The organism is Arcicella rigui, from assembly GCF_034929435.1.
Lineage (GTDB): Bacteria > Bacteroidota > Bacteroidia > Cytophagales > Spirosomataceae > Arcicella > Arcicella rigui.
The window spans coordinates 156744-176397 of the sequence record NZ_JAYFUM010000008.1 but is presented as its reverse complement, the minus strand read 5'-3'; the positions used below and the strand labels follow the sequence as shown (position 1 = coordinate 176397).

Sequence of the window (19654 nt, the reverse complement as noted above, 5' to 3'; positions counted from 1 at the left end):
TCATTAATATTAAACAATCATTTCTTTCAAAACCAATTACATGAAAAAGCTATTTTTAACCTTAACTATGTTAGCCACTATGAATTTTGCTCAGGCTCAACAAGAATCGCCTTTATACCCCAATGGCGTTCCTAACGCCAAACAAGTACCGAATACCCAAAAATCTGTGACGGATGCCAACGGTATTTTACGAATTTCAGAAGTAACAGTTCCTACGCTAACGGTGTATCCTGCGAATCCTGCAAAAGCTAATGGTACAGCAGTAATTATTTTTCCGGGCGGCGGTTATACGATTTTGGCAGCAAGTCACGAAGGTTCGGATGTGGCAAAAGTACTGAATGATATGGGCGTTACGGCTTTTGTTTTGAAGTATCGTTTACCAAACGACAATGCTCAAATAGACAAAACGATTGCACCTTTGCAAGATGCCCAACAAGCCATTAGAAGTGTAAGAAAAGATGCTATTAAGTACGGAATTAATCCCAACAAAATTGGTATCATGGGCTTTTCGGCGGGCGGACATTTGGCGGCTACAACGGGAACGCACTTTGACAAACAAGTAGGGGAGTTGGCAAGTGAAATTTCGGTTCGTCCTGATTTTATGATTTTGGGTTATCCAGTAATTACTTTTAAAGAATTTGGTCATGCTGGTTCAAGAGAAAAATTGGTTGGCAAAAATCCAGACCAAGCTTTGATTGATGAGTATTCAAATGAATTGCACGTTACTAAAGAAACACCGCCAACATTTTTGGTACATGCAGGCGACGACATGGCTGTACCCGTAAAAAATTCATTAGTTTTTTATGAAGCCTTACAAAAGAATGGTGTTCTTGCCGAATTGGTGATTTATCCAAAAGGAGGACATGGTTTTGGTTTGAACAATAAAACCACTAAAGAAAAATGGATGGATAACGTAAAGAATTGGATGGATTCTTTGGGATTATTGACTAAGTAATTTTTTGCTAAATATAAAACAGAATAGTAAGTGTTTAATTATAAATCAGCACTCACAATTCAGCATTCATACTTATTTACATTGAGCCGTGAGCCTTGAGATTTTGTCAAGCTCACGGTTTTTTTATGTATTTTTTTAAAATCATTAGCTACAAAGGGTACTTAAAGCTAAACTGTTCCTTATGAATGTGTGAGAAAATTTTCTATAAAACAGTAATTAATTACACAATCGAATAAAATTTCAATGAGTTATGATGAATTTATCAATTTTTAAAAGCCAAATTAAAGTAAGTGTAATAGCTTGTTTACTCTTATTTGGCTTACATTTTTTGTCTTTTGCCCAGCAAAAACATAGTTTTCAAATCAAAGACGGAGCTTTTTTGTATGATGGAAAAGCCACGCAAATTCACGCTGGCGAAATGCACTTTGCCCGAATTCCTAAAACTTATTGGCGACATCGTTTACAAATGTTGAAGGCAATGGGATTAAACACCGTAGCCACCTATGTTTTTTGGAATTACCATAATACTGCTCCGGGCGTGTGGGATTTCAAAAGCGAAAGCCGAAATCTGCCTGAATTTCTACGCATTGCTCAAGAAGAAGGAATGTTTGTAATACTCAGACCCGGCCCTTATGCTTGTGCAGAATGGGAATTTGGCGGTTATCCGTGGTGGTTGCAACAAAATCCAGCCTTAGAAATTCGTACTTATAACAAAGCTTTTTTAGATTCTTGCCAAGTATATATTCATCAGTTGGCTTCGCAAGTAAAAAATTTACAAGTAAGCAAAGGCGGACCAATTATTATGGTGCAGGCTGAAAATGAATTTGGTTCTTATGTAGCTCAAAGAAAAGACATTCCACTTGAACTACATAAAAAATATAATTTGGCTATCAAACAAATGCTTTTGGATGAAGGTTTTGATGTACCATTGTTTACTTCTGATGGTTCTTGGCTTTTTGATGGCGGTTCTTTGGAAGGCGTTTTACCAACAGCCAATGGCGAAGGCGATGTAGTGAATTTGAAAAATGCCGTCAATAAGTATCACCAAAATCAAGGGCCATACATGGTGGCAGAGTATTATCCCGGCTGGTTGCATCACTGGGGAGAGCCTTTTCCAAATGTATCAAGCGAAGAAGTAGTGAAACAATTGGAAACCTATTTGAAAAATGGAGTAAATTTTAATATTTACATGGCTCATGGCGGAACAAATTTCGGTTTTACGGCTGGAGCAAATTATAATGAAGAACATGACATTCAGCCAGACCTTACTACTTACGACTACGACGCTCCCGTAAGTGAAGCAGGTTGGGCTACGCCTAAGTACTTGGCAATTCGTGAATTGATGAAAAAATATGTGAATTATCCAATTCCTGAAATTCCTAAACCATTGCCAGTGGTTAATTTAGGCAAAATTCAATTGACAAAATCCGTGGATTTATTGACCTTAAAAAATAGTTTAACGCCAATAAAATCTGATTCAGTACTTTCTTTTGAAAAACTCAATCAAGGATTTGGGTATGTTTTGTATAGTAAAAAGTTTACGCAACCGATTCAAGGAAAGTTGACTTTGAACGGTTTGAGAGACTTTGCCGTGGTTTATGTGAATGGCAAAAAGAAAGGAGAACTCAGCCGAATGGATAAGCAATACTCTTTGGATATTGATATTCCTTTTAATGGTACTTTGGAAATTTTGGTAGAAAATATGGGTAGAATTAATTATGGTGCAGAAATCGTGCATAATGAAAAAGGCTTAATTACTTCACCAAAAATTAATGATATTCCGCTAAAAGGCAACTGGGCGATGTATCAATTCCCTTTTGCGACTATGCCGACGCTAAAAGAAAACTCATCACTTGCCAAAGAAGCCAGACCAGCTATTTATGGAGGAACTTTTGAAGTAAAACAACTCGGAGATGTGTTCTTGGATATGCGTACTTGGGGAAAAGGAATTGTATTTGTGAATGGTCAGAACTTAGGACGATATTGGAAAGTTGGTCCGCAACAAACCTTGTATTTGCCAAGTGCATTTTTGAAGAAAGGGAAAAATGAAATTGTTGTTTTTGAACAATTAAATGAAAAAACACAAGCTGAAATTCCGACTTTAGCAGAACCCATCTTGAAATAATCTTATTTTGGTTTTTGTTAGCAAAATTTGATTTTGCTAACAAAAACCAAAAATTTACTCTACTTCTACAATCATCTCGATTTCTACTGCCATATTCATCGGCAAAGTATTTACGCCAATGGATGTTCTTGCGTGTTTACCTTTTTCTCCAAAAACCTGTACCATCAGGTTTGAAGCACCATTTATTACTTTGGGTTGCTCATAAAAATCGGCTTCACTATTCACAAATCCATTGATTTTTACAATTCTTTTTACTTTGCTCAAATCGCCAAGATAAGCTTTCAAGATTGCTAAATGATGCGTTGCCGTTAGTTCTGCGGCTTTAGCTCCTTCTTCAACGCTTAAATCTTTGCCTAATTTTCCTTTGATGTACTCGCCATCTTTTTTGACTGGGCCTTTTCCTGCCAGAAAAAGTAAATTACCTGTACGAACTACATTGACGTAACTCGCCACGGGTGGAGCTACTTCTGGCAAAACAATGCCCAATTTAGTCAATTGTTCTTCAGGGCTTTGTGCAAAGCTGTTGAAGCTTAAAAATACGCTGATGATAAGGATTATATTTTTCATAATGTTGTTTGTTTGATTTTTCAATTTAAGGAAAAATGAAAAATAAACAAACAACAATGAAGGCTTTTGCAGTGATTTGAATAGAAATCTTATTTAAAAAACTGAGCAATTTTATCAAAAAGCCACCAAATCAGGAAGCCAATAAAACCGCCAATGCTATCCGCTACGGCATCGTACCAATCAAAACTTCTATGGAAATCCTCGGGCAAAATGCCTTGCCAAAATTCAATGGCAATACCATAAAGTATGCCCAGAAGCAGAATTAGCCATACTTTTCGGGTATGAAATAACCAAAAGAATGAAAAGCCTGCAAAAGCGATAAAATGATTGGCTTTGTCGTTGAGTTTTTCTCCTTGTGGAATGTGTTCACTCGGAATGGTACAAAGCACGAAAATAAGTATTGTCCAGAAAATGGCTGGAATAATGTTTTGGAGGAGTGTTGTGATAGTTTTCATGCCCAAATTTAAGCAATTCAAGCTTTTGGATAATGATTAAAATTGAAAAGATGATTTTTTATTAAAAATACAATTTTCAATTTTTTACAGTTAATTCGGAAATATATTGCATATGTTAAAAAATAATTTATCTGTTACCCTATAAGAAATTTTACGATTAACTTTTTTTACCTTAATTTAGATGCCTGTAATACTTTACTATTTTCCAAAATTCAACCATGAAAAAACTCTTTGTTTGTTTATCGCTACTGATTGGTTCACTGACGGCTTTTAGTCAGAATCAGTATAATATTATTCCAGTTCCTCAAAAGCTTATCCCGCAATCGGGTGAATTTGTCATTGGCAAAAGTACAGCCATCGTTTCAACTACTGAATTCAAAGATGTCGCTAACTTTTTGAACGAGCAATTGAACGTAGTAAGTGGTTCAAGTAAAAAAGTAAGTATCAAAGAAAAAGGTTTAGCGAGTTCTTCTATTCAGTTTGTAAAAAATGAAACATTGGGCGACGAAGCTTATACTTTAAAAGCAAGCTCAAAACAAGTAGTAATCGCAGCCAAAACTCCAAAAGGTGCGTTTTATGGCGTACAAACTTTGTTACAATTATTGCCAACACAAGTATTCAGTGATGTAAAAGTTGAAGGCTTGAAATTATCAGTGCCAAATTGTACAATTGAAGACGCTCCACGTTATGTGTATCGTGGTTTGCATTTAGACGTTGGTCGTCATTTCTTTCCTGTTTCTTTTGTGAAAAAATACATTGATTTAATTGCTTTGCACAAATTCAATACTTTTCACTGGCATTTAACAGAAGACCAAGGTTGGAGAATTGAAATCAAAAAATATCCAAAATTAACAGAAGTTGGTTCGGTAAGAAAACAAACTTTAGTCGGACATTACGGTTCTGGTAAATACGATGGAAAACCTTACGGTGGTTTCTATACACAAGAAGAAGTAAAAGAAGTAGTGGCGTATGCGAAAAAGAAATTTGTGACGATTGTTCCAGAAATTGAAATGCCCGGTCACGCACAAGCGGCTTTGGCGGCTTATCCAGAATTAGGCTGTAATCCAGATAAAATTTATGAAGTTTATACTACTTGGGGTGTTTCTGATGATGTTTTTGCTCCGAGAGAAGAAACTTTTACCTTCTTAGAAAATGTATTAACAGAAGTGATGGATTTATTTCCGGGTCAGTACATTCATATTGGTGGTGACGAATGTCCTAAAACTCAATGGAAATCAAGTCGTTTTTGTCAGGATTTAATGAAGCGTGAAGGCTTGAAAGATGAGCATGAATTACAAAGTTATTTCATCCGTAGAATTGATAAATTTATTACTTCAAAAGGTAGAAAAATGATTGGTTGGGATGAAATCTTGGAAGGTGGTTTATCGCCAAACGCAACAGTAATGTCGTGGAGAGGCGAAGAAGGTGGAATTGCCGCTGCCAAAGAAGGACATGATGTAATTATGACACCGGGTTCACATTTGTACTTAGACCATTACCAAGCTGACCCAAAAACTGAACCTTTGGCGATTGGCGGATTTTTACCTTTAGACAAAGTTTATAGCTACGAGCCTGCTCCAAAAGAATTAACAGCCGAGCAAAAGAAATTTATTCTTGGACTTCAAGCAAACGTTTGGACGGAATATATGAAAACTACCGATTACGTAGAGTATATGGTTTACCCAAGAGCTTGTGCAGTGGCAGAAGTAGCTTGGTCGCCAGTTTCGGCAAGAAATTATGAAGATTTCACCAAACGTTTGAAAGTACATATTGAACGTTTAGGAAACTTGAAAGTAAATTATGCGAAGAGCTTTTTGAGTGCGAAATAGCTTTTGGATTTCGGACATCGGGTTTCGGATGTCGGATTTCAGCTTTTGGGCATTGGATTTCGGAAGTCATCTTTTAGACTTTAAGCTTTGATTTTTATACAACCAAACCGACTGTTAATAGCTATGAGCTTTTGGCAGTCGGTTTTTTGTGTATTGATTTATCAAAAATAAATCAGGCAAACTATAAATATATTTCCTGAAATCCGAAACCCGATAGCCGAAGACTGAAAACCAATAGCCAAAATCCGACCTATTTTTATAACTTTGTGGACTTGTTGGTATTTAATATAAGTTTCAGCAGAGACAATGAAACATCAATGAACGTTTTCGTTCAAACGATACAAATTTTATGAGCAAACCATTCAAAAGAACCACCGTTACGGCAGCGTTGATTTATGCCAACGGCCCCATTCATATCGGACATATTGCAGGCTGTTATCTGCCAGCAGATATTTATGTGCGTTATTTGCGTGCTACTGGACAAGACGTAAAGTTTATTTCTGGAACAGACGAACATGGCGTACCGATTACTATTAAAGCCAAAAAAGAAGGAGTAACGCCTCAGGAGGTAGTGGATAAGTATTATACGATTATCAAAGACTCATTTGAAGAATTTGGGATTTCCTTTGATATTTATTCAAGAACTTCTAACAAAGTTCACCACGATATGTCACAGGATATTTTCAAAAATATCTACGACAAAGGTCAATTTGTAGAAGAAACTACTGAGCAGTATTATGACGAAAAGGCTCAGACTTTCTTAGCTGACCGTTATATCATTGGTACTTGTCCGAAATGTGGCAATGAATCAGCCTATGGCGACCAATGCGAGCGTTGTGGTTCAACCCTTTCACCAACGGAATTAATCAACCCTCGTTCGGCTTTGAGTGGCGAAAAACCTGTAATGAAAGCAACCAAAAACTGGTACTTGCCTTTGGATAAAATGCAGCCAGCTTTGGAAAAATACATTGAAAGCCACCCAGAATGGAAAACTAACGTGATGGGACAAGTAAAATCTTGGCTAAACGACGGACTAAAACCACGTGCAATGACTCGTGATTTGGATTGGGGAATCAAAGTTCCTTTGCCAGATACCGAAGGAAAAGTAATGTATGTTTGGTTCGACGCTCCAATCGGTTATATTTCTATGACCAAAGAATTGACCGAAGACTGGGAAAAATACTGGAAAGATGAAGAAACTCGTTTGGTACATTTTATCGGAAAAGATAATATCGTTTTTCACTGTTTGATCTTCCCTGCGATGTGTATGGCCGACGGTAGATTCATTTTAGCAGATAACGTACCTGCGAATGAGTTTATGAATTTAGAAGGCGATAAAATCTCTACTTCAAGAAACTGGGCGGTTTGGTTGCACGAGTACTTGCGTGAATTTGAAGGCAAACAAGATATTTTACGTTATGTTTTGGCAGCTTCTGCACCAGAAACCAAAGATTCAGATTTTACTTGGAGTGATTTTCAAGTGCGTAACAATTCTGAATTGGTAGGCATTTTCGGAAACTTCGTCAATCGTGCGGTAATTCTTACGGAAAAGAATTTTGAAAGTAAAGTACCAAAATTAGGCGAACTGAACGATTACGATAAACAAGTATTAGCTACTTTGGCTGAATTGCCTGCTAAAATTGGTGATTCAATCGCCAATTATCGTTTCCGTGAAGCTTTGGCTTTGATGATGGACGTAGCTCGTTTGGGGAACAAGTATTTGGCAGAAACAGAGCCGTGGAAAGTAATCAAAACTGACAGAGAACGCACAGCAACGATTTTGAATATCGGTTTACAGATTGCAGCAAATCTTTCTATTTTGGCTGAACCATTCTTGCCATTCACGGCTGAGAAAATTCGTCGAATTTTAAATATTGAAGCTTTATCTTGGAACGAGGCTGGTCGTGCAGATTTGTTGGTAGAAGGACAAACCGTGACGAATATCGGATTACTTTTTGAAAAAGTAGAAGATGCTACGGTAGCGGCACAAGTAAAAAAATTAGAAGATGCTAAACAGCAAAATCTTTTAGCAGGAAAAGAAGTACCAGCTTTAAAAGAAGAAATTCAATATGATGATTTTGCGAAAATGGATATTCGTATCGGTACAATTATCGAAGCTGAGAAAGTAGCCAAAAGTAAAAAATTATTGAAATTGAAAATAGAAGACGGTATCAAACAAAGAACAATTTTGAGCGGTATCGGCGAACATTTCCAACCTGAAAATATTATTGGTCAACAAGTAAGCTTCTTAGCCAATCTTGCCCCAAGAAAAATGATGGGAATGGAATCTGAAGGAATGATTTTGATGGCAGAAGACAAAGATGGTTCTTTAGCCTTTGTTCAACCAAGCAAGAATGTTTGGAATGGCGGAACAGTTGCCTAATTTTTTAGCCATATTGATTGAGCCTCGATTTAACAAAATCGGGGCTTTTTTTATTTAGAAACAAATTAGGAAAACCAAAAAGAGTAGTTTTTGAGGGGCTTTTTTTGCCTTTGGAAACAGAATGGCTATAAATAAAATAAGGACAGGAGAAACTCCCGGCCTTATCTGTTTAACCTCTAAACCTATTTAACTATGAAAATTAATACAAATGTAAGGTATTTTTTGATTAATTATCTATTAATATACAATAGATTTTTTTTCGTTTTGTGACGAAAAAACATTTTAAGTGATAAGACTTGAAAATATATGTATATACATTGATTTTTTTTCATTTTGAATGAATCAAATTGATACAATAAGTCCAATCTTCACTGAATTTCTTAAATATTCCGTTTGATAACGGTGGCGGAAGCTTGTGCCACAGGTAAAATAGTAATATCTGCCATCACTACATGAGCAGGACGACTTACGGCAAAAGCAATCACATCGGCAATGTCCTTGGCAACTAAAGGCTGAAAACCCTGATAAACTGAATCTGCTCTTTGCTCGTCACCTTTAAAACGTACTAATGAAAATTCGGTTTCAACCGCACCCGGAGCAACGTTCGTAACTTTTATGCCATGTGGGTTTAAGTCCAAACGCATACCCTCAGAGATGGCTTCTACGGCAGCTTTGGAAGCACAATAAACATTTCCATTCGGATACGTAGCTTTGCCCGCAATTGAGCTAATATTAACGATGTGTCCTTGTTTTTTGGCAATCATCCAAGGCATAATTACTTTTGAGACATACAATAAGCCTTTTACGTTGCTGTCCATCATCGCATCCCAGTCTTCCACCGAGCCATCTTGAATTGGGCCTAAGCCATGTGCATTTCCAGCATTGTTAATCAGGATGTCTATATTTTGAAGTTCAGCCGAAAGCGAATGAAGGGCATTTTCTACTTCTTCAAGTTTTCTTACATCAAAAGTGAGGGTATGTACTTGTACTTTTGAAGAAAGACTTTCTTGTAAAGCCTCAAGACGGTCTAAACGTCGGCCACACAAAATTAAATTGATGCCCAAGTCTGCTAAGGTTTCGGCGGTTGCTTTCCCGATACCAGAGCTTGCACCTGTAATAAGAGCTAATTTTGACATTTTACTGTTGTTATAAAAATGATTGCAATATTATCAAGCAGTCAGATATCGGCTTTCAGATTTCAGCGTTGAAGTAAACATATTTTTAGTGTTTGGCTCTATTAATCAGATTGTTGGTAAACAATTTGTGTTTATAATAATCTGACGACTAATTGCTGAAAGCTCACAGCTAACTTACTTCAAAGGAGAAAAATCCACTGGTGACATATATTCAGAAGTCACTTTTATTGTAAGTGAACTTCCAGCTTTTTCTTCAGAAGCCTTTCTTACTGCTTGCCATTCTGGGTCAGCACCGAAAGATTTGAATGAAGCCAAACCTGCTTCTTTTGATTTGTGCGTTAGAAAATAAATCAAAGTATTTTCTGCACCTTGTTCTTTGTCAGTTGGAGTCCAGTAAATAATGTTAGTCATACCATGTCTTTCAAATAATTTCAAAGTATGATTTCTGAAACGATCCAACAAGTTAGAAAGATTATTTGGCGTAGTAATATAAGTTCTTAATTCAAAAACTCTATCGCCAACAGATTTTAGGTTATTGGGCGAAAAGTCGGTTGTTTTCAAGAATGTACTTTCTACTTTGGCTACAATCTCGCCATTTGCCGTAGTTTCTTTTACTACTTTCACCCAACCTTTATCTTCTGAAAATTCTTTCCAAGATTTTTCACGAGCTTCACGAGAGGGGTACGAAAGTACATAGACCATTTTATTGTCTTTGTTGTCTAAAGGCAACCAAAAGCCTTCTAAACGCATTTTGTGTTTTTTGAAGAAATGAAGTGTATGTTCTTTGAAGCGGTTCATCAGTACGTCAAATTTACCTTCGCTGGCATAATACACTCGTAATTCATAAATGCGTGCATTGGGGTCGTCCTTTTTTGCGGCGTTGATACCAAAGCTTACCAATAAGCTAAGAATGAAAACAAAGAGTTGTTTTTTCATGGTTTTTGTTTTGAATCTTGTTAAAAAATTATTGAATCGTTAGCTCAACTCGTCTGTTTTTCTTTTTATTTTCTTCGGTATCGTTCGGAGCAACTGGTTTTGTACTTCCATAACCTTTGAAAAATAAGCGTGATTCGGCAATGCCTTTACTCACTAAATAATTGTAAATGACTCTTGCTCGGTTTTCAGACAAAGCTAAGTTGAGCCTTGAATCGCCAATATTATCGGTATGCCCACCAATTTCTATCTTTATTTGTGTGTCTTTTTGCAACAAGCCTACTAATTTATCTAATTCTGCGTATGACTCTTTTTGCAAAATAAAACTACTCTGTTCAAAATATACTTTGTCTAAAACCACAGATTGTCCTTTTTCGATAGTCGATAAGTTCTGAACATTCGAGCCATCAATACTCTTTTGTACTTTAGGAGCAGTTGTTGGCGGTGGGGTAACATTACTTGGACTTTCTTTTTTGGTTACTTGTGTTGGAATTTTTACCAACATCATCGTATAAAGCATGGGATTTTTGGTAGGTGTATATTTGAAAGTCACTTTCTTAACATGATAATCTTTGGCGGTAATTTCTACTTCATATTCATCTTTGTTTTCTAAAGCCAAAAAGCTTTCAGGCAAACGACTGTTCGTGCTTACGGTATAATTCTTTTTGGTTTTCGTTGTACTTAGCAAAAAGGTAGCTTCCAAAGGTTTTCCGCTGGTAGAATCAATGGCTGTTAAATAAATGCCTTTTTGCTTTTGAATCGGAATCAGTAAACATTCTAATTCTGCTTGATTGATTTTTGATAAATCTTGTTCAAAAACATCATAACCGTTCGCCCTGATTTCTAAATGATATTTATCTTCTGGATTCAAACTCAGCAAAGCATCGCCATTGCTCAAATGGTCAATTTTTGCTTTATTATTGATATTTGAAAGATTAGTAACTATAATTTTATCAGGTACAACCGCCTCTTTCGTGATTCTATTTTTAGGTTTAATCGTCAGCAAAGTCATTGCCTTTTCGATATGAATGGTGTATTCATACTTTTTGGTAGCATCAAAATCAGGCATATTAAAAGTACTGTGTTTGGTAACGTACTTCAATGCAGACGTTTCTACGGTAAATACTTCTTGTGTAGTAACTCTTACACGTGCTTTTGTTTCGTTTTTAAACAAAATATTTCTTCGTAATTTCTCTAATTTGATGTCGATAAATGCTTTTACAGGTTTTTCTGTTTCATTGTCAATTACTTCAAAAGTGATAGGAATACTATTTTTGTACAACATAAAATTGATAGAATTGCCTGCTGGAGCTTTTTCTACTTTTTCTTTCAATTCAATGTAGTCTTCGGCATTGAGAATAAATTCATATCTACTCGAAATCTTCAAATTTGCCACGTAATCATTACTTTGTGGTCGGGCGGTGGCGTTTTTTACTTCCGAAGCATCTAAATCTACAATTTTGATAGTAGCATCTTTGATAGCGTCTTTGGTTTCAGCATCAATTACTTTTATCGTAAGAGGATAGCGGTCAACCACCATCGGAATGGCATAATCGTGATGTCCTTTATTCAAATCTTTGATTTCAATCGTAGAATTTCCATCAGCATAACCTTCGGCTTTTACTTGTACTTTCAATATATCTTTTCTTGTAAGTGGAATCGAGAAAAAATCATTGGCTTGCTGAGTTCTTCCTTTATAAACTTCACCCGTGTTTTCAGAAGTAACAATAAACTCTGCACTCATTTGTTCGTTGGTCACTTTATTGAACGCTGTGAAGTTCAAGGTCATCACCTTGCTGTCTTTTGTAGCAGTATTATTACTTGTTGTATTGTTAGTCGGATTTTTGATAGGAGCGGGGGCTGTTACAATTACTTCTTGTGTCAGCGTATTTTTAGGGGCTGGTTTTTTACTAAGAAGCATGTCAACGACAATTTTTTCACAGTCTTTTTTTGAAGACAAATCAATGATTTGTTTCGTAAGTGTATAGTCTTTTTCGTTGATTTCAATCAAGAATTTTCCTCTTGCACTTAGATATGCCAAGTATTTTCCGTTTGATTCGCTGCTACTAAGGATTGTCAGAAGTTGCTGTGAAGCTGATGTTTCAAAAATAGAAACGGGCGTATTGATTGCTTTTTTTGTAAGTGAATCTTTTACGCTTAGTTCAAATAAAACAAGTGGGTCGCTGATGAGCGGTGCTACATAAATATCTCCTTCTTTGGCGAAATAACTAAAATCGCCACAAGCAGGACTGGCAATCATTTGCTCTGATTTGGGCGTGTTCAAATTGTCCAAAGCCACAGGGTTCGACCAAGTACCATCATTTTGTAATTGCGTTTTGTATAAATCAAAACCGCCTTTACCGCCTTTTCGGATAGATGAAAAAATGAGTGTACTGCCATCGAGCATAATTCTTGGAGCTTGCTCGCAGCCTGCATTAATATTTGAAGGAAGTTCAACTGCTTTTTCCCAAGTACCATCAGCTTTGCGTTTGGCAACCATTATTTTATAACAACGCTGTTCTGCTTTTGTACTTGTCGGATACTTGGCACGGGCAAAGTACAAGCTTTGTCCATCGGCAGAGAGTGAAGGGAAACTTTCTTCATCAATTGTATTGATAGCTCCACCGATATTTTTTGGTGCAGACCAGCCCGTACTGTCTCGAACAGAAAAATAAATGTCTTCATGTCCTCCCGAATCTTTTCCATTGCCCGAAAAGAAAATAGTATTGCCGTCGTAGCTAAGGCAAGGAGCACCAAAAGGAGCTTTTTCAAAATTATTGGTACCGATTTTACTAATGGCAACTGGTAAAGACCAAGTATTTCCATTTTTTCTTGATTCAAATAGCTTCCATTCGCCTTGTCTGTTCGATTCAAAAACAAGTATTTTGCCGTCAGCACTAATAGAAGGCGATAGTTCTGTAAATTTTAGTGTATTGATGGGAGCTGGCAGTGCTTTGATATTTTGAGAAAAAGAAAGTTCTTTTATCATCGTAAATGATAAAAAAAGTAAAATTGCGAAGCTTCTGATGAGTTTTTTGTTTTTCATGTAAGGATAAATACTATACAAAATTACTTAATTTTGATGACTCATTGATGAAAAAAAATAGGAGTAACCTATTTTGTAAAAAACATAATTATCACAAATGAAATATTTGATTGTCGGTTTGGGTAATATTGGCCCAGAATATCTTCTTACTCGTCATAATGTTGGATTTATGGTTGTTGACCGTCTGGCGAGTAGTTTTGAAGTAAAATTTACGATGGAACGTCTTGCTTATCATACAGAAATCAAACACAAGGGAAAGCAAATTCATTTAATAAAGCCCACTACTTATATGAACCTGAGCGGTAAGGCGGTAAACTATTGGATGAAAGAATTGAAAATCGAGAAAGATAACGTATTAATCATTACTGATGATATAGCCTTGCCTTTTGGAAAACTCAGAACCAAACCTAAAGGTTCGCATGGTGGACACAATGGACTTAGAAATATTGAAGAAGTTTTAGGTTCGCCACAATATGCTCGTTTACGTTTTGGCGTTGGCGATGATTTCAGCAAAGGCAGACAAGCAGAGTACGTTTTGGGGCAATTTGAGCCTAAACAATTAGACGAATTACCTGAGCATTTACAACGTGCTGCCGACATCTCAATTAGCTTTTGTTTACAAGGTTTAGACAAGACAATGAATGCTTATAACCAGTAATTGTATTATTCTAATAAATTTCGATTTTTTTGAAAAAAATAATAACAAAATATTTGCAAACTTTTTACTCTGCATGCAGAATAATATTTTGATTTTATAATGTTGGCATAACATAAGTATTTATTTTTTACTGATTTTTAGGTAGTTACTACTATTTATTTGAAATTTTTTGAAAACAAACATTTGTATATTTGTAAAATATTGCACAACTTTGCATTGTCAAAGTTAGAGGTTTATGTTTGTACAAAACCACGATTTGAAAAAAAATATTTCAAAAAAAATAAACTTTTTCCTACTTATTTACGTAGTATATATACAAAGAGATTAGTAGAAAATCACTGAGTAAAAATCACTAATTATTTTAAGTTTTATTCAGTCAATTAAAATGAGTTTTTCTTATTGCTATTCGTAGTAATATTAAATATAAATACTAAAAATTTTCATAGTTAAATAGGTTTAGAGGTAAGATGGAAAGGGCGTTTCCTTTGGAAACGCCACTTTTTGAAAGAATTTCTCAGAGGCGTTTCGGAAAAGGAGAGAAGAGAAAATATTTTTAAAGAGAATAGTTATTTTTCATAGTTAAATAGGTTTAGAGGTAAGACGGGAAAGGGCGTTTCTTTTGGAAACGCCACTTTTTGAAAAAAACTTCGTTTTACTGATGGCTTTGTTACATTGAAAATCAAAATTTTGTTTAGGGTGTAGTTATTTTTCATAGTTAAATAGGTTTAGAGGTAAGATGATAAAGGACAGAGCTTATAGTTCTGTCTTTTTTTATGAATTTTAAATAAAAAAATCCCTTTTGGTCATGAGCCAAAAGGGATTTTTTGTTGGAAATCAATTAAGGGTATTGTATGATGACATCTTTTGAAATGATTTCATCATTCAGCATTCAAAACTCATCATTTAACTACGCCAATCGCTTTCTCACTACTTCATAAAGAATTACGCCAGTAGCCACTGATACGTTCAATGAACCTACTCGGCCTACTAATGGAATGGTTGCCAGTTCATCTACTGCACGCATCAAATCATCTGAGATACCGTCTTCTTCCGAACCCATGATAATGGCAGTCGGTACTGTTAAATCAACATCATAAATATTTTTTGATACTTTTTCAGAACAAGCTACTACTTGAATACCTGAATTTTGTAAAAATTTCACGGTGTGATATAAATTTTCTTCACGACAAACAGGTAAAAAATTCAATGCTCCCGAAGATGTTTTCATGGCATCAGCATTGATTTGTGCAGCACCTTTTGTAGGAATCACTATGGCATGCACGCCAGTACATTCAGCAGTACGAGCGATTGCTCCAAAGTTACGAACATCGGTGATTCTATCTAATACTAAAATCAAAGGTACTTCTCCTTTTTCGTAAACATCTGCCACAACATTCTCCAGTTTTGCGTAGTTGATAGCCGACACAAAAGCAATAACGCCTTGGTGATTTTTACGAGTAATTCTATCCAACTTTTCAGTAGGTACTTTTTGTACAGGAACACCTTTCAAACGGGCAAATTCTAATACTTCAAGGCTTCCTAACTCTCTCTGAACCAATAATTTGTCGATTTCTTTTCCCGAACGAAGCGTCTCTAATACAGATTGAATGCCGAATACGATGTCTTTATTTTCAGGTTTAGGTTGGTTGAAATATTTGAAGGGTTTTTTAGGGCCGTCCGAGTGCTTTTCAGTTGTCATTATATTATTTGTTATTGATTATGCTTCATCAAGACCTAATCCTTAGATTTTGATTATTTTACAAAGTTCGTAATTTTTTACGCTATTTTTATTTTTCCTTCAAGAAACACAATAAGTCTTTTCATTTTTTCGTCTTTTAAACACTTTTTGAAGACAAAAAAAGAGAGGTTTGAAAATGATTGAACGACACTCGGGCATCAAAAAGTTGGTAAAGAGTAAGTCCTCAATTTATTAAACGGTTTGCTTTTTCCCTAAAAAATATAGTATCTTTGTATCGTATCTGTGGAAATGTACAAATCGTTCTTTGAATTCACATTAATATAATCCTTTCTTTAATTGCTGTTTTTCAGCAACTTACGTATAAAATATTTCAATTTTCTGAATAGTCTCAGAAACATTTTTCCACAGAAAAATCTAATAATTTAAAAAGAGTATTTTAGTTTATTTCTGTTAGCATAAGTCCGTTTTATTGAAGACAAATGTTAATTATTGTTCACGTCAAACCAAAAGAGGTTTGCATAAATCCCAAATCAAGGAGATGAAAAAAATGATTAAATTGACCGTTGCTATCTTAGTAGTTAGTTCGGTAGTTTACGCTTGTAAGGTGAAACAACAAAGTAACCTTTCTCCCGAAATGAAGCCCAAATCTGTCTTTACTCAGGAAAACGATGCCGATATCGTTCATTTATTAGCAAAAAACTGGGTAATTAATGTAGTAAATTATCAGGCAGATGCTCGTAAAAATGTATTATATGAAAGAGGAATAGATGCCAATTTGCATGATTTCTCGAAAGAGTCTTTTCAACTAACAAGCGATGAGAAAGTAATTTACACAGATGGTGCTGGCAAAAAACACCGTGGTACTTGGGAATTAGAAAACGAAAGTACACAACTGGTAATGAAATTTGAAGATGGCGAAGAAATTTCATGGGACATTATCAAAAGAGATAAGAACCATTTAGATTTACACTTAGCCATTGATGCCCGCAAAATTGAGTGGAACGTTGAAGATTTAGATAAAATTGATATTCCAACGGCGGTAGTTTTTGCAGGTTTTTATGCAGGAGTAGTCGATGAGGATACTCAGAGTGTAAATGTTACTTATAGAATGATGCCACGTAGCTAAGGATTGTTTCCTTCGATACTCAACCTCTTTGTTATGGTAAATTAGTTTTACCAAGGCAAGGAGGTTTTTTTATGCCCGTACTTTTCCGAAAAGGACAAATTCCTATGTTGGCTTGCTTATTTAAGGCTATTTTTCAGAATGTGGGAATCTTGTAAGTGATTCCAAAAATTGTATAACACAATGCCTTAGGGCTTTATATACCTTTGTTTTGTTCTAAAGAGACAAATTATTTCAATAGTCATGTTGTCTGAGGCTTGTAGTCTAATTCAATTTTGAACGATTCATTATTAAAAATATATCATAAATTGTTGCTGAATAAAACCTCTAAATCTATTTATGTTAGCCAATGCTTTGGCTAACATTTCAAATAAATTTCTTACTTAGTTAACAATGTGGCTTAGGATATTTTTCCTGATGCCATTCACTATTAATCATTAATCAAATGAACACTACCGAATTATTAGGAAACTGGAATGAGCAGAAAGGGAAACTTAAAGCAAGATTTGCCTCATTAACGGATGACGATTTATTGTTTGCCGAAGGTAAAAAAGAGGAAATGATGGGAAGACTTCAGAAGAAACTTGGAAAAACAAAAGACGAGTTGCATGGTATTATTGACGCTCTTTGATTTTCGAGGTTAAGAAAGTAAGACTATTGAGACTACTCATTTTACAAATTTTAAGATAAATGGACAATGCTCATTATCATTTAGCACTCAATCATTTGCCTCTTATTACACCTATTGTAGGCTTTTTGATTTTGGTATTAGGGATTATTCTCCCTTCTGCCATTATCAAAAGAATTGCTTACGGAGTATTTATTTTGGGGGCTTTTTATACGATTCCTGCTTTTTTAACGGGAGATATGGCAGTAAAGTCGCTAAGTAACTTACTAAATGTAAAACCATTTATACAAGAACATGAAGCAAAAGCTGAGTCTTTTGCTTTACTTTCTTATCTGCTTGGATTGATGTCGCTTTTTGGTTTATGGTCAAATTGGAAAGAAAAGTCTTATGCCAATACTTTTTCTTATATGATACTTACCCTAACAGTAGTCATGTTAATTTTTGCCAAGCAAACAGCTACTTCTGGAGGCAGAATTCGCCATACTGAAATCAGAACAGACGCAGAAACAGATTCTATCAATATCAACAAAACTTTATAGTTTGAATCATGAAGGCATTCAAACTTTAAATGTCATTTCTAAATTTAGTATTGTTTTTTAATAGGTCTGTACTTCAAACATATTTTATTATAACAAAACAAAAAAATGAAAACTAATGAAGATTTACAAAAGGACGTTCAGAATGCCATTAAATGGGAGCGTTTGTTGAATGCCGCAGAAATTGGAGTGACGGTGAAGGATGGTATTGTTACACTTTCTGGAACTGTGGATAGTTACGCAAAAAAATTAGAGGCTGAAAAGGCCGCTAAAAATGTTGCAGGTGTAAAAGTGGTGGTAGAAACCATTCAAGTACAGTTTGGTGAAAATCAAACTCAAAAGAATGATGTCGAAATTGCGAAGGAAGTGATAAATGCTTTTGAGGGTAATTGGGAAATACCCAAAGGAAAGGTAAAAGTAAAGGTAGAAAACGGAATTGTAAGCATGGATGGCGAATTACCTTGGCATTACCAAAAAGTAGCTATCATGCGAATTGTGAAAAACCTGTTAGGGGTAAAAGGAGTAAATAACCATATCTTAATCAAATCTGAAACCCATGATGATATTGAACAAAGAGATATTGAAAGTGCATTGAGACGAAATTGGGCAATTGATGATGAAGACATTATTGTAACCGTGACGGGGCATAAAGTTACGCTAACAGGAAAAGTACAATCTTGGTATCAAAAAGATGAGGCTTCACGCATTGCTTGGAACGCACCAGGTGTTTGGATGGTTGAAAATGAATTATTGGTCGATTATGAAGTGGCTTTGTACAGCAGTGAAGCAATGGCTCAAGCGGATGAATTTTTAGATTAGTAAGATGAATTTATCGAAACAATATTCAATCTAATGCAATGATAATGAGCTTATTCCTGTTGTAGTTAAAACGATACTCATAATTGTAGAAAATATGATAATATTCTTTCAGATAATTTCTTTTTTACTAAATATTAGTTTTGCCGATACTTCAACCGTAACAATCGTTAAAGAAGTTGATGAAACTCAACAATTGTATAACGATTGTCAGCTTAAAGGCTTGGTGAGTTATGAGGCATTTCAGCAATCATTGAAAGGTTATCAGAAATTTCATCCTACCAAACCAATCATTACCATTGTTGATTTTGCCCTTCCTTCATCGGTTGAACGCTTTTTTGTGATTGACCTTGCTCAAAAAAAATTACTCTTTTCATCTTTGGTAGCTCATGGTAAAAAATCGGGCGATAATATTGCTCGTTCATTTTCCAACAAAATGGAGTCGCACCAAAGTAGTTTAGGGTTTTATTTGGTTGGAACTCCCATCCAAAGCCCAAAACACGGACTTGCTCTGCTGTTGCTTGGTTTAGAAAAAGGAGTGAATGATAATGCACGCCGTCGAGAAATCATTATTCATGGTGCGTCTTATGTGAGTCCTTCTTTTGTACAGCAGTTTGGTCGTTGTGGACGTAGTTTTGGCTGTCCGGCATTGCCACAAGACCTTATTCCCAAAGTAGTACCTGTTTTAGCGAACGGAAGTTTGTTGTATATTCATAGTTAGACTACGACTTGCCCTAAAACAGCGGTAGCGACAACCTTTTTTCC

The 19654-nt window shown here is 35.5% G+C and carries 16 protein-coding genes; 10 read left to right on the top strand and 6 right to left on the bottom strand.

Annotated elements, in window-relative coordinates; genetic code table 11:
- Positions 1–40 precede the first annotated feature (40 nt).
- Positions 41–955 carry an alpha/beta hydrolase gene (locus tag VB248_RS08360; protein ID WP_323296303.1) on the top strand — a complete coding sequence of 305 codons (915 nt, stop codon included), beginning with the start codon at positions 41–43 and terminating at the stop codon, positions 953–955.
- A gap of 250 nt (positions 956–1205) precedes the next feature.
- Positions 1206–3080 carry a beta-galactosidase gene (locus VB248_RS08355; RefSeq protein WP_323296302.1) on the top strand — a complete coding sequence of 625 codons (1875 nt, stop codon included), beginning with the start codon at positions 1206–1208 and terminating at the stop codon, positions 3078–3080.
- A gap of 54 nt (positions 3081–3134) precedes the next feature.
- On the opposite strand, the gene VB248_RS08350 is transcribed toward VB248_RS08355, so the two are convergent.
- Both VB248_RS08350 and VB248_RS08345 read right to left on the bottom strand, forming a co-directional pair.
- The gene (locus VB248_RS08350; protein WP_323296301.1) at positions 3135–3647 is read right to left on the bottom strand and encodes a RidA family protein; all 513 of its coding nucleotides are present in this window, start codon (positions 3645–3647) and stop codon (positions 3135–3137) included.
- 89 nt (positions 3648–3736) lie between these two features.
- Positions 3737–4102 carry a VanZ family protein gene (locus tag VB248_RS08345; protein WP_323296300.1) on the bottom strand — a complete coding sequence of 122 codons (366 nt, stop codon included), beginning with the start codon at positions 4100–4102 and terminating at the stop codon, positions 3737–3739.
- 218 nt (positions 4103–4320) lie between these two features.
- On the opposite strand from VB248_RS08345, the gene VB248_RS08340 reads away from it, so the two are divergent.
- Together VB248_RS08340 and metG are read left to right on the top strand one after the other, a co-directional pair.
- Entirely contained in the window at positions 4321–5931 is a 1611-nt protein-coding gene (locus VB248_RS08340; RefSeq protein ID WP_323296299.1) for a beta-N-acetylhexosaminidase, read from the top strand.
- A 349-nt stretch (positions 5932–6280) separates the two neighbouring features.
- A complete protein-coding gene (metG, locus tag VB248_RS08335) occupies positions 6281–8314 on the top strand; it encodes a methionine--tRNA ligase (RefSeq protein ID WP_323296298.1) in 2034 nt (677 codons plus the stop codon).
- A gap of 380 nt (positions 8315–8694) precedes the next feature.
- Here metG and VB248_RS08330 read toward each other — a convergent pair whose 3' ends face one another.
- The 3 genes from VB248_RS08330 to VB248_RS08320 form a co-directional block, all read right to left on the bottom strand.
- On the bottom strand, positions 8695–9450 hold the full coding sequence (locus VB248_RS08330) for an SDR family NAD(P)-dependent oxidoreductase (RefSeq protein ID WP_323296297.1): 756 nt from the start codon (positions 9448–9450) through the stop codon (positions 8695–8697).
- Between the two features lie 174 nt (positions 9451–9624).
- The gene (locus VB248_RS08325; protein WP_323296296.1) at positions 9625–10386 is read right to left on the bottom strand and encodes an NIPSNAP family protein; all 762 of its coding nucleotides are present in this window, start codon (positions 10384–10386) and stop codon (positions 9625–9627) included.
- Between the two features lie 28 nt (positions 10387–10414).
- Positions 10415–13429 carry an OmpA family protein gene (locus VB248_RS08320; protein WP_323296295.1) on the bottom strand — a complete coding sequence of 1005 codons (3015 nt, stop codon included), beginning with the start codon at positions 13427–13429 and terminating at the stop codon, positions 10415–10417.
- 97 nt (positions 13430–13526) lie between these two features.
- Here VB248_RS08320 and pth point away from each other — a divergent pair, with 97 nt between their 5' ends.
- The gene (gene pth / locus VB248_RS08315; RefSeq protein ID WP_323296294.1) at positions 13527–14087 is read left to right on the top strand and encodes an aminoacyl-tRNA hydrolase; all 561 of its coding nucleotides are present in this window, start codon (positions 13527–13529) and stop codon (positions 14085–14087) included.
- A 907-nt stretch (positions 14088–14994) separates the two neighbouring features.
- Here the strand turns inward: pth and rlmB are convergent.
- Positions 14995–15786 carry a 23S rRNA (guanosine(2251)-2'-O)-methyltransferase RlmB gene (gene rlmB, locus VB248_RS08310; RefSeq protein WP_323296293.1) on the bottom strand — a complete coding sequence of 264 codons (792 nt, stop codon included), beginning with the start codon at positions 15784–15786 and terminating at the stop codon, positions 14995–14997.
- Positions 15787–16324: 538 nt separating this feature from the next.
- Here rlmB and VB248_RS08305 point away from each other — a divergent pair.
- From VB248_RS08305 to VB248_RS08285, 5 genes are all read left to right on the top strand, one after another.
- Positions 16325–16912, top strand: a complete 588-nt coding sequence (locus VB248_RS08305; RefSeq protein WP_323296292.1) for a hypothetical protein — start codon at positions 16325–16327, stop codon at positions 16910–16912.
- A 442-nt stretch (positions 16913–17354) separates the two neighbouring features.
- Positions 17355–17540: a CsbD family protein gene (locus VB248_RS08300; protein WP_323296291.1), complete on the top strand. Its 186-nt coding sequence runs from the start codon at positions 17355–17357 to the stop codon at positions 17538–17540.
- 59 nt (positions 17541–17599) lie between these two features.
- Entirely contained in the window at positions 17600–18076 is a 477-nt protein-coding gene (locus VB248_RS08295) for a hypothetical protein (protein WP_323296290.1), read from the top strand.
- Between the two features lie 105 nt (positions 18077–18181).
- Positions 18182–18892 (top strand): BON domain-containing protein, encoded by a 711-nt coding sequence (locus VB248_RS08290; protein WP_323296289.1) that lies wholly within the window; start codon positions 18182–18184, stop codon positions 18890–18892.
- Positions 18893–18986: 94 nt separating this feature from the next.
- Entirely contained in the window at positions 18987–19610 is a 624-nt protein-coding gene (locus VB248_RS08285; protein ID WP_323296288.1) for a murein L,D-transpeptidase catalytic domain family protein, read from the top strand.
- The last annotated feature ends 44 nt before the right edge of the window (positions 19611–19654 follow it).

What these genes read in the sequence shown, in the direction of transcription:
- VB248_RS08360 (WP_323296303.1), top strand. Translation starts at nt 41, where the DNA reads ATGAAAAAGCTATTTTTAACCTTAACTATGTTAGCCACTATGAATTTT.
- VB248_RS08355 (WP_323296302.1), top strand. Translation starts at nt 1,206, where the DNA reads ATGATGAATTTATCAATTTTTAAAAGCCAAATTAAAGTAAGTGTAATA.
- VB248_RS08350 (WP_323296301.1), bottom strand. Translation starts at nt 3,647, where the DNA reads ATGAAAAATATAATCCTTATCATCAGCGTATTTTTAAGCTTCAACAGC.
- VB248_RS08345 (WP_323296300.1), bottom strand. Translation starts at nt 4,102, where the DNA reads ATGAAAACTATCACAACACTCCTCCAAAACATTATTCCAGCCATTTTC.
- VB248_RS08340 (WP_323296299.1), top strand. Translation starts at nt 4,321, where the DNA reads ATGAAAAAACTCTTTGTTTGTTTATCGCTACTGATTGGTTCACTGACG.
- metG (WP_323296298.1), top strand. Translation starts at nt 6,281, where the DNA reads ATGAGCAAACCATTCAAAAGAACCACCGTTACGGCAGCGTTGATTTAT.
- VB248_RS08330 (WP_323296297.1), bottom strand. Translation starts at nt 9,450, where the DNA reads ATGTCAAAATTAGCTCTTATTACAGGTGCAAGCTCTGGTATCGGGAAA.
- VB248_RS08325 (WP_323296296.1), bottom strand. Translation starts at nt 10,386, where the DNA reads ATGAAAAAACAACTCTTTGTTTTCATTCTTAGCTTATTGGTAAGCTTT.
- VB248_RS08320 (WP_323296295.1), bottom strand. Translation starts at nt 13,429, where the DNA reads ATGAAAAACAAAAAACTCATCAGAAGCTTCGCAATTTTACTTTTTTTA.
- pth (WP_323296294.1), top strand. Translation starts at nt 13,527, where the DNA reads ATGAAATATTTGATTGTCGGTTTGGGTAATATTGGCCCAGAATATCTT.
- rlmB (WP_323296293.1), bottom strand. Translation starts at nt 15,786, where the DNA reads ATGACAACTGAAAAGCACTCGGACGGCCCTAAAAAACCCTTCAAATAT.
- VB248_RS08305 (WP_323296292.1), top strand. Translation starts at nt 16,325, where the DNA reads ATGAAAAAAATGATTAAATTGACCGTTGCTATCTTAGTAGTTAGTTCG.
- VB248_RS08300 (WP_323296291.1), top strand. Translation starts at nt 17,355, where the DNA reads ATGAACACTACCGAATTATTAGGAAACTGGAATGAGCAGAAAGGGAAA.
- VB248_RS08295 (WP_323296290.1), top strand. Translation starts at nt 17,600, where the DNA reads ATGGACAATGCTCATTATCATTTAGCACTCAATCATTTGCCTCTTATT.
- VB248_RS08290 (WP_323296289.1), top strand. Translation starts at nt 18,182, where the DNA reads ATGAAAACTAATGAAGATTTACAAAAGGACGTTCAGAATGCCATTAAA.
- VB248_RS08285 (WP_323296288.1), top strand. Translation starts at nt 18,987, where the DNA reads ATGATAATATTCTTTCAGATAATTTCTTTTTTACTAAATATTAGTTTT.